The organism is Arthrobacter silvisoli, assembly GCF_003369445.1.
In the GTDB taxonomy this organism is placed as follows: Bacteria; Actinomycetota; Actinomycetes; order Actinomycetales; family Micrococcaceae; genus Arthrobacter; species Arthrobacter silvisoli.
Window position 1 is genome coordinate 312,682 of sequence record NZ_QRCU01000077.1, and the last position, 7,567, is coordinate 320,248.

Below are 7,567 nucleotides of genomic sequence, written 5' to 3' on the forward strand. Positions count from 1 at the left end.
CCGCCGGACGCACGACGGCGACCTCCCGCCTCCAGGGCGGAAGGTCGCCGTCGTGGCGCTTTCCGGAACGTTTGCGCGCCGCTCCCTGGATGCCCGGGCTTCCCGGCGTCAGGACTCCGGGTCGTCGGCCGCCAGGCCGAGTTCGGAGAGCCGCCGGGTGAGGACCGCGGCGAGTTTCCGGTGCCCCGGCGCCGCAAGATGAATGCCGTCCACCAGGTCCCCGGCGACGTCGTACCGTGTGACCCAGTCACCGACACTGATGAACGGGATGTCGGCGTTGTCGGCGATCCGGCCGAGGAGGGCATCGACCTCCACGCGCCTGCCCCCGCCGTTCGCGGCGCCGCGGGACAGCGTGCCGATCATGAGCAGGCGGCTGCCCGGGTAGCGGCTTCGCAGGGCCGCGAGCAGCCGGTCTGCGTTCTCCGTGATCCGGGCGTCGTCGGCGCCCTGGCGTGCGTCGTTGCCTCCGCCTTGCACCACGATGAGGGGCGGGGTGCCGTAAGGCAGCAGCCAGTCGCCGTTCTGCAGAGCGTCGATGTAATTGCCGGTGCTGCCGTTGCGTGCGACGAAGCCGGTTCCGCTCTTGCCCGCGTAGAACACGGTGTAGCCGATGGCGGAGAGCGCACTTCGGGGCCAGGAGCCCTCCGGCTCCGATTGGGAATCGCCGATGAGCACCGCCGTGTGCCGGATGTCGGCCAGGACCACCTCGTCGCGGTTGTTGCGCGGGTTCCGGTACACGGAGCCCGGCGGAAGGCTCGCCGGATCCGCTTCGGAAAGCCCTGCTTGCGGCTTGGGTGCGGCGACGGGCTGGCCCGATGCGGCGACGGGAACGGAGCTCCGCTTACTTGTTCCGGCGGCCTCGCTTCCGGACGGTTGTGCACAGCCGGAGCAAACCAGGGCGAGGGCGAGCAGGGGGGCGGCGCCGAAAAGTGCGGCGCTTCGGGTTCGCATTGTGGTTCTCCTGGCGGCTTGCTGCGATCTTCATTGCAATGCTGGGGCATCGGGATCCCAAAAGACAGGGCCCGCACATTTCTGTTCTGCAACAAACTGCGGCGGAGGGCTGTGACGGCAGACACTTTTGGCCCGGATGGCCGGTTGCCGTTAGGCCAACCATTGCCGCAGCATCTAGAATTTAGGGAGGTGCCCTGTGCAAAGGGTCTGATCGTCGTGCGTTCCGTCCTTGGAAATGGCGCGATACCACAGCTGACTTCACCACTGAATCGAGCCATAACGCATGTCTGAAACCACCACCCGCACTGCCTCGCGCAGTGATCTCCGCAACGTAGCGATTGTGGCCCACGTTGACCACGGCAAGACCACCCTGGTCGACGCCATGCTCAAACAGACCAACTCCTTCGCAGCGCACGGCGAGGTTGAAGACCGGGTCATGGACTCCGGCGACCTGGAACGCGAAAAGGGCATCACCATCCTCGCCAAGAACACCACGGTTGCCTACAACGGCCCGTCGTCGAACGGCGAAACCATCACCATCAACGTGATCGACACTCCCGGCCACGCCGACTTCGGCGGCGAGGTGGAGCGCGGCCTGTCCATGGTTGACGGCGTCGTGCTGCTGGTTGACTCCTCCGAAGGTCCGCTCCCGCAGACCCGCTTCGTGCTCCGCAAGGCCCTCGCCGCGCACCTTCCCGTGATCCTGCTGGTCAACAAGACCGACCGCCCGGACGCCCGCATCGAGGAAGTCGTCCACGAGTCCATGGACCTGCTCCTGGGCCTGGCCTCCGACCTGGCCGATGAGGTTCCGGACCTGGACCTGGACAAGGTCCTGGAGGTTCCCGTGGTCTACGCCGCCGCCAAGGTGGGCCGTGCCTCCTTGGAGCAGCCGGCCGACGGTTCGGCACCGGACAACGAGGATCTCGAGCCGCTCTTCAAGACGATCATCGAGCACATCCCGGCCCCCACGTATGACCCCGAGGGCGTCCTGCAGGCACACGTCACCAACCTGGACGCCTCGCCGTTCCTTGGCCGCCTTGCCCTGCTGCGCATCTACAACGGCACCCTCCGCAAGGGCCAGCAGGTTGCCTGGGCCCGCCAGGACGGCGAGCTGAAGACCGTCAAGATCACCGAACTCCTGGCCACCAAGGCCCTGGAGCGCGTGCCGGCCGAATCCGCCGGTCCGGGTGAGATCGTCGCCGTCGCCGGCATCGAGGACATCACCATCGGTGAAACCCTCACCGATGTCGAGAACCCGCAGCCGCTGCCGCTCATTACGGTGGACGACCCCGCGATCTCCATGACCATCGGTATCAACACCTCCCCGCTGGCCGGCAAGGTCAAGGGCGCCAAGGTCACGGCCCGCCAGGTCAAGGACCGCCTCGACAAGGAACTGATCGGTAACGTCTCCATCAAGGTCCTTCCCACCGAGCGTCCGGACGCCTGGGAAGTCCAGGGCCGTGGCGAACTGGCCCTGGCCATCCTCGTGGAGCAGATGCGCCGCGAAGGCTTCGAACTGACCGTGGGCAAGCCGCAGGTGGTCACCAGGACCATCGATGGCAAGGTCCACGAGCCGATGGAGCACATGACCATCGACGTGCCTGAGGAGTACCTGGGCGCCGTCACGCAGCTCATGGCCGCCCGCAAGGGCCGCATGACCAACATGGCCAACCACGGCACCGGCTGGTGCCGCATGGAGTTCATCGTCCCTGCCCGCGGTCTGATTGGTTTCCGCACCAAGTTCCTCACCGACACCCGCGGCGCCGGTATCGCTTCCTCCATCGCCGAGGGCTACGAGCCGTGGGCCGGCCCCATCGAATACCGCACCAACGGTTCGATGGTTGCCGACCGTGCGGGCGTGGTGACCCCGTTCGCCATGATCAACCTGCAGGAGCGCGGTTCCTTCTTCGTGAAGCCCACGTCCGAGGTCTACGAGGGCATGATCGTGGGCGAGAACTCGCGTGCCGACGACATGGACGTCAACATCACGAAGGAAAAGAAGCTCACCAACATGCGTGCGGCCTCCTCCGACTCCTTCGAGAACCTGACCCCGCCGCGCGAACTGACCCTGGAAGAATCCCTTGAATTCGCCCGCGAAGACGAGTGTGTCGAGGTCACCCCGGAGGACATCCGCATCCGCAAGGTCATCCTGGACTCCAACGAGCGCGCCAAGGCTGCCCGCGCCCGCGCCAAGGCCTAAGGGCCCGGCAGCGGCCCGGCTGGATCAATGAGCAGGAGGGTCACCGGAGCGTTTCGCGGCATCGCCGCAGCGCTTCCGGTGGCCCTTTTTGCTGCCCTCGCCGGCACCGCGCTGCATCGGCAAACGGTGCTGCTGGCCGGCGTCGAACTCTATTGGGGGCCGGCGGCCGCGCTGCTGTTGCTCGCCGCGCTGGAGCTGCTGCTGGCGGGAAGCTACCGCTCCTTGATCCCGACGGCGGCGGCCGGCGTCGCCTGCTACATCCTGGTGGGCCTGCTCGCGGCAGCCGGTCCCGGAAAGCAGCTCATCCTGGCCGACGTGCCCGGGAATGTGTGGGTGTACGGGATCGCCGGCGTCACCTTGGTCATGCTTCTGGTGTGCCGGGTGTTTACGCGCCGGGGCTGACACGCCCCCTCCCGGACATGTCCTGCGCGGCTGACCGGCCATGGACGGGCATGTCCACCCTTTGAGGCCGAGACAGCACCTGTTATGTCCAGGCTTCCTGGCGAAAGACGGACATGTCCGCGCGGCAGAGCCACGTCAGCGCGCGCTCCGCCTCGGTGGCGGCGGCGGTACCGCCTTTGCCGCCACCACCAGCTCCAGGGGGATCTCGACGTCGGACTGCCGGGTGCGGATGGTGCAGGAACCGGCGGCGGAGGCCAGGAGGTAACCGAGGGCGTCCGTGAAGCCTCCCTCGACCCGGTAGCGCACCACCACACGTGTTCCTTCGGCGGCGGTCAAGAGGAAATCCTGGGGACGGGACGGGGTCACCAGTTCATAGTAGGACGCCCGGCTAGGTTCGTGCGTCGGGCTTGTTGGATAATAAGCTCAGAATTCAATAGGTCCGGCGGACAAGGCCGGATGCACTATCCGGGCAGCCGCCCGGAGTAACTCTGGGAGAGGCAAGGGACGTGACTTACGTAATCGCGCAGCCGTGTGTGGACGTCAAGGACAAGGCATGTATCGAGGAGTGCCCGGTCGACTGCATCTACGAAGGCGAGCGGTCCCTCTACATCCACCCGGACGAATGCGTTGACTGCGGCGCCTGCGAGCCGGTGTGCCCGGTCGAGGCGATCTACTACGAAGACGACACCCCGGAAGAGTGGGCCGACTACTACAAGGCCAACGTCGAGTTCTTCGATGACCTGGGTTCGCCCGGTGGCGCCGCCAAGATCGGCAACACCGGCAAGGACCACCCCTTCATCGCCGCCCTGCCTCCGCAGAACCAGGACCACTAGGACCGGGTGCACTTTTGATCTCCGCGGCGCCGTCCTTCGGCCTTGACCTGCCCGATTACCCGTGGGAAGCCATGGCTCCGTACCTCGCCAAGGCTTCGGAACATCCGGGGGGAGTCGTCAACCTGTCCATCGGGACTCCCGTTGACCCGACGCCCCAGCTGGTCAGGGACGCCCTGGCGGCGGCTTCGGACTCGCACGGATATCCGACGGTCCACGGCACCGAAGGCCTGCGTCAGGCAGTGTCCGCGTGGTTCGCCGCCCGCCGCGGCGTGCCGGGCCTCGACCCCAAGGATGTCCTGCCGACCATCGGCTCCAAGGAACTGGTGGCTTGGCTGCCGTTCCTGCTCGGACTGCGTCCGGGCGACGTCGTAGTGCGGCCCACCGTCGCGTACCCGACATACGACATCGGCGCCACCCTCGCAGGGGCCACCGCCGTCGCCGCGGACGACCTCGACGAGCTCGACGCCGCGACCCGCGCCAAGGTGCGCCTCGTCTGGGTCAACTCGCCGGGTAATCCCACCGGAAGCGTCCGGGACGCCGCGTCCCTGAAGGCGATCGTAGAGCAGGCCCGCCAGGTGGGTGCGGTGGTAGCTTCCGACGAATGTTACGCCGAGCTCGGCTGGGGGGAGTGGGATGTCCAGCGCGGCGGTGAAGCGGTGCCCAGCATCCTCGACCCCAGGGTCAGCGGCGGCTCCAATGACGGCCTGCTCAGTGTCTACTCGCTGAGCAAGCAGTCCAACCTGGCAGGTTACCGTGCCGCGTTCGTGGCCGGGGATTCGGCCATCGTGGCCAACCTGGTCAACAGCCGCAAGCATGCGGGCATGATTGTGCCCTACCCGGTGCAGGAAGCCATGCGCGTGGCATTGGGCGACGCCGGACATGTCCTGGCGCAGAAGGATCTCTACCGTTCCCGCCGGGAACGGCTGCTGCCTGCGCTTGAAGGATTCGGCCTGCAGATCCACGAATCAAAGGCGGGCCTGTACCTCTGGGCGACCGCCGGCGAGGCCACCTGGGACACGGTGCAGCGTTTTGCGGAACTCGGCATCGTGGTCGGGCCCGGGGTCTTCTATGGCGACGCCGGAAACGGTTTCATCCGCGTGGCCCTGACGGGTTCCGACGAGCGGATCGACGCCGCGGTGGAGCGCCTGGGCGCCAGTAGTTGAGTCCACCCCGACCACTCTGTGAGCTGTAGCACATTCGGGGCCTTCAGGGCAGTAACCGGGCTTCCCGGATTAGTTCCTCCCGAGCGCTGGGGGTAGCTTATTACTGACTATTGATGGTGGCTTTCGTAGGAAAGCAGTCCAATCGCCCGGACCACAACCGGCGGGATGCGCCCGGGGGCGCCACCGGAAGTTGGTTGGATCAAGCTTTCTACGGAGGCCAAGAGCCTCATGAAGGGGACTCCATGACTGAGACCACCAGCGCCACCTTGCGCCACGCCGGCGGCGAACTCGAACTCCCGCGGATCAAGGTTGTCGAAGGGAACGAGGGCTACGACGTTTCCAAGCTGCTGAAGCAGACGGGTGCCGTCACCTACGACCCCGGCTTCATGAACACTGCCGCCACTACCTCGGCGATCACGTACATCGACGGGGATGCCGGCGTCCTGCGCTACCGCGGATACCCGATCGAACAGCTCGCGGAACACTCCAGCTTCCTTGAAGTGTCCTATCTGCTGATCTACGGCAACCTGCCTACTCCCACCGAACTGGAAGAGTTCGACCAGAAGATCCGCCGCCACACCCTGCTCCACGAAGACCTCAAGGGCTTCTTCGGCGGCTTCCCGCGCGATGCGCACCCGATGCCGGTGCTGTCTTCGGCCGTCTCCGCGCTGTCGACCTTTTACCAGGACTCCCTGGACCCGTTCAACCCGGAACACGTGGAAGTTTCCACCATCCGCCTCATGGCCAAGCTTCCGGTCATCGCCGCGTACGCGCACAAGAAGTCCATCGGCCAGCCGATGCTGTACCCGGACAACTCCATGAACCTCGTGGAGAACTTCCTGCGCCTGAGCTTCGGACTGCCGGCTGAGCAGTACGAGCTGGACCCGATCATCGTCAAGGCCCTGGACCTGCTCCTCATTCTCCACGCGGACCATGAGCAGAACTGTTCCACCTCCACGGTGCGCTTGGTGGGTTCGGCCAACGCCAACCTCTTCGCATCGGTCTCGGCTGGCATCAACGCCCTCTTCGGTCCTGCCCACGGCGGCGCCAACGAGGCCGTGCTGAAGATGCTGCGCCAGATCCAGGCCGAGGGCATCAAGCCCGAGGACTACATGGAGAAGGTCAAGAACAAGGAAGACGGCGTCCGCCTCATGGGCTTCGGACACCGCGTCTACAAGAACTACGATCCGCGCGCCAAGATCATCAAGGCCACCGCCCACGAGATCCTCGGCAAGCTCGGCGGCAACGACGAACTGCTGGACATCGCGATGCGCCTCGAAGAGAAGGCCCTGGCTGACGACTACTTCATCCAGCGCAAGCTTTACCCGAACGTGGACTTCTACACCGGCCTGATCTACAAGGCCATGGGCTTCCCGGAGAAGATGTTCACCGTGCTGTTCGCCATCGGCCGCCTGCCCGGCTGGATCGCCCAGTGGCGCGAAATGATCACCGACCCCGCCACGAAGATCGGCCGTCCGCGGCAGCTCTACACCGGGGAACCGGAGCGTGACTACCCGGCCCTGTAACCGGCAGCGCAAACAGACACCGTACGACGGCGGCCGCCCACCTTTGGAAGGTGGGCGGCCGTTTTCGTTGTGCGCTTTTCGTTGCGCTTGGTTTTCCCGGTATCAGGGGGCGTTGTAGCCGTGGGGGTTGTTTTTTTGCCAGCGCCAGTGGTCTTCGGTCATTTGGTCGATGGTTTTGGTGGTGGACCAGCCCAGGTCGGCCAGGGCGGAGGAGGCGTCGGCCCAGAAGGCGGGCAGGTCCCCGGCGCGGCGGGTGGTGATCTCGTAGGCCAGGGCGGAGGAGGCGTCGGCCCAGAAGGCGGGCAGGTCCCCGGCGCGGCGGGTGGTGATCTCGTACGGGAGGGGGTGGCCGACGGCTTTTTCGAAGGAGCGCAGCATTTCCAGCACGGAGGTGCCGCGGCCGGAGCCGAGGTTCCAGCGGTGCACCCCGGGGCGGGCGGTGATGTGGTCCAGGGCCGCGACGTGCCCCTCGGCGAGGTCCACGACGTGGAT

7 protein-coding genes and 1 pseudogene are annotated in these 7,567 nt (G+C 66.1%); 5 read left to right on the top strand and 3 right to left on the bottom strand.

Annotated elements, in window-relative coordinates; genetic code table 11:
- Positions 1–108: 108 nt before the first annotated feature.
- Positions 109–951 carry an SGNH/GDSL hydrolase family protein gene (locus tag DWV11_RS19105; RefSeq protein WP_115790455.1) on the bottom strand — a complete coding sequence of 281 codons (843 nt, stop codon included), beginning with the start codon at positions 949–951 and terminating at the stop codon, positions 109–111.
- A 283-nt stretch (positions 952–1,234) separates the two neighbouring features.
- Between DWV11_RS19105 and typA the strand changes: the two genes are divergently transcribed.
- Positions 1,235–3,151, top strand: a complete 1,917-nt coding sequence (gene typA, locus DWV11_RS19110) for a translational GTPase TypA (RefSeq protein WP_115790456.1) — start codon at positions 1,235–1,237, stop codon at positions 3,149–3,151.
- A 27-nt stretch (positions 3,152–3,178) separates the two neighbouring features.
- On the top strand, positions 3,179–3,553 hold the full coding sequence (locus DWV11_RS19115) for a hypothetical protein (RefSeq protein ID WP_115790457.1): 375 nt from the start codon (positions 3,179–3,181) through the stop codon (positions 3,551–3,553).
- A gap of 135 nt (positions 3,554–3,688) precedes the next feature.
- Here the strand turns inward: DWV11_RS19115 and DWV11_RS19120 are convergent, their stop codons facing one another.
- Entirely contained in the window at positions 3,689–3,919 is a 231-nt protein-coding gene (locus DWV11_RS19120; protein WP_210725792.1) for a putative acetyltransferase, read from the bottom strand.
- A 140-nt stretch (positions 3,920–4,059) separates the two neighbouring features.
- On the opposite strand from DWV11_RS19120, the gene fdxA reads away from it, so the two are divergent.
- The 3 genes from fdxA to DWV11_RS19135 all read left to right on the top strand — a co-directional run bounded on the left by fdxA (position 4,060) and on the right by DWV11_RS19135 (position 7,075).
- Positions 4,060–4,386 carry a ferredoxin gene (gene fdxA / locus DWV11_RS19125; RefSeq protein WP_018776555.1) on the top strand — a complete coding sequence of 109 codons (327 nt, stop codon included), beginning with the start codon at positions 4,060–4,062 and terminating at the stop codon, positions 4,384–4,386.
- Positions 4,387–4,400: 14 nt separating this feature from the next.
- The gene (gene dapC / locus DWV11_RS19130; protein ID WP_115790459.1) at positions 4,401–5,549 is read left to right on the top strand and encodes a succinyldiaminopimelate transaminase; all 1,149 of its coding nucleotides are present in this window, start codon (positions 4,401–4,403) and stop codon (positions 5,547–5,549) included.
- Positions 5,550–5,791: 242 nt separating this feature from the next.
- Complete coding sequence (locus tag DWV11_RS19135) at positions 5,792–7,075, top strand: citrate synthase (RefSeq protein WP_115790460.1); 1,284 nt, start codon at positions 5,792–5,794, stop codon at positions 7,073–7,075.
- A 102-nt stretch (positions 7,076–7,177) separates the two neighbouring features.
- On the opposite strand, the pseudogene DWV11_RS19140 reads toward DWV11_RS19135, so the two are convergent.
- Positions 7,178–7,567 (bottom strand): annotated as a pseudogene (locus tag DWV11_RS19140) (hypothetical protein); the annotation flags it as partial.

Bases quoted from the DNA above. Each gene is read 5' to 3' on its own strand.
- typA (WP_115790456.1), top strand. From the start codon at position 1,235: ATGTCTGAAACCACCACCCGCACTGCCTCGCGCAGTGATCTCCGCAAC.
- DWV11_RS19105 (WP_115790455.1), bottom strand. From the start codon at position 951: ATGCGAACCCGAAGCGCCGCACTTTTCGGCGCCGCCCCCCTGCTCGCC.
- DWV11_RS19115 (WP_115790457.1), top strand. From the start codon at position 3,179: ATGAGCAGGAGGGTCACCGGAGCGTTTCGCGGCATCGCCGCAGCGCTT.
- DWV11_RS19135 (WP_115790460.1), top strand. From the start codon at position 5,792: ATGACTGAGACCACCAGCGCCACCTTGCGCCACGCCGGCGGCGAACTC.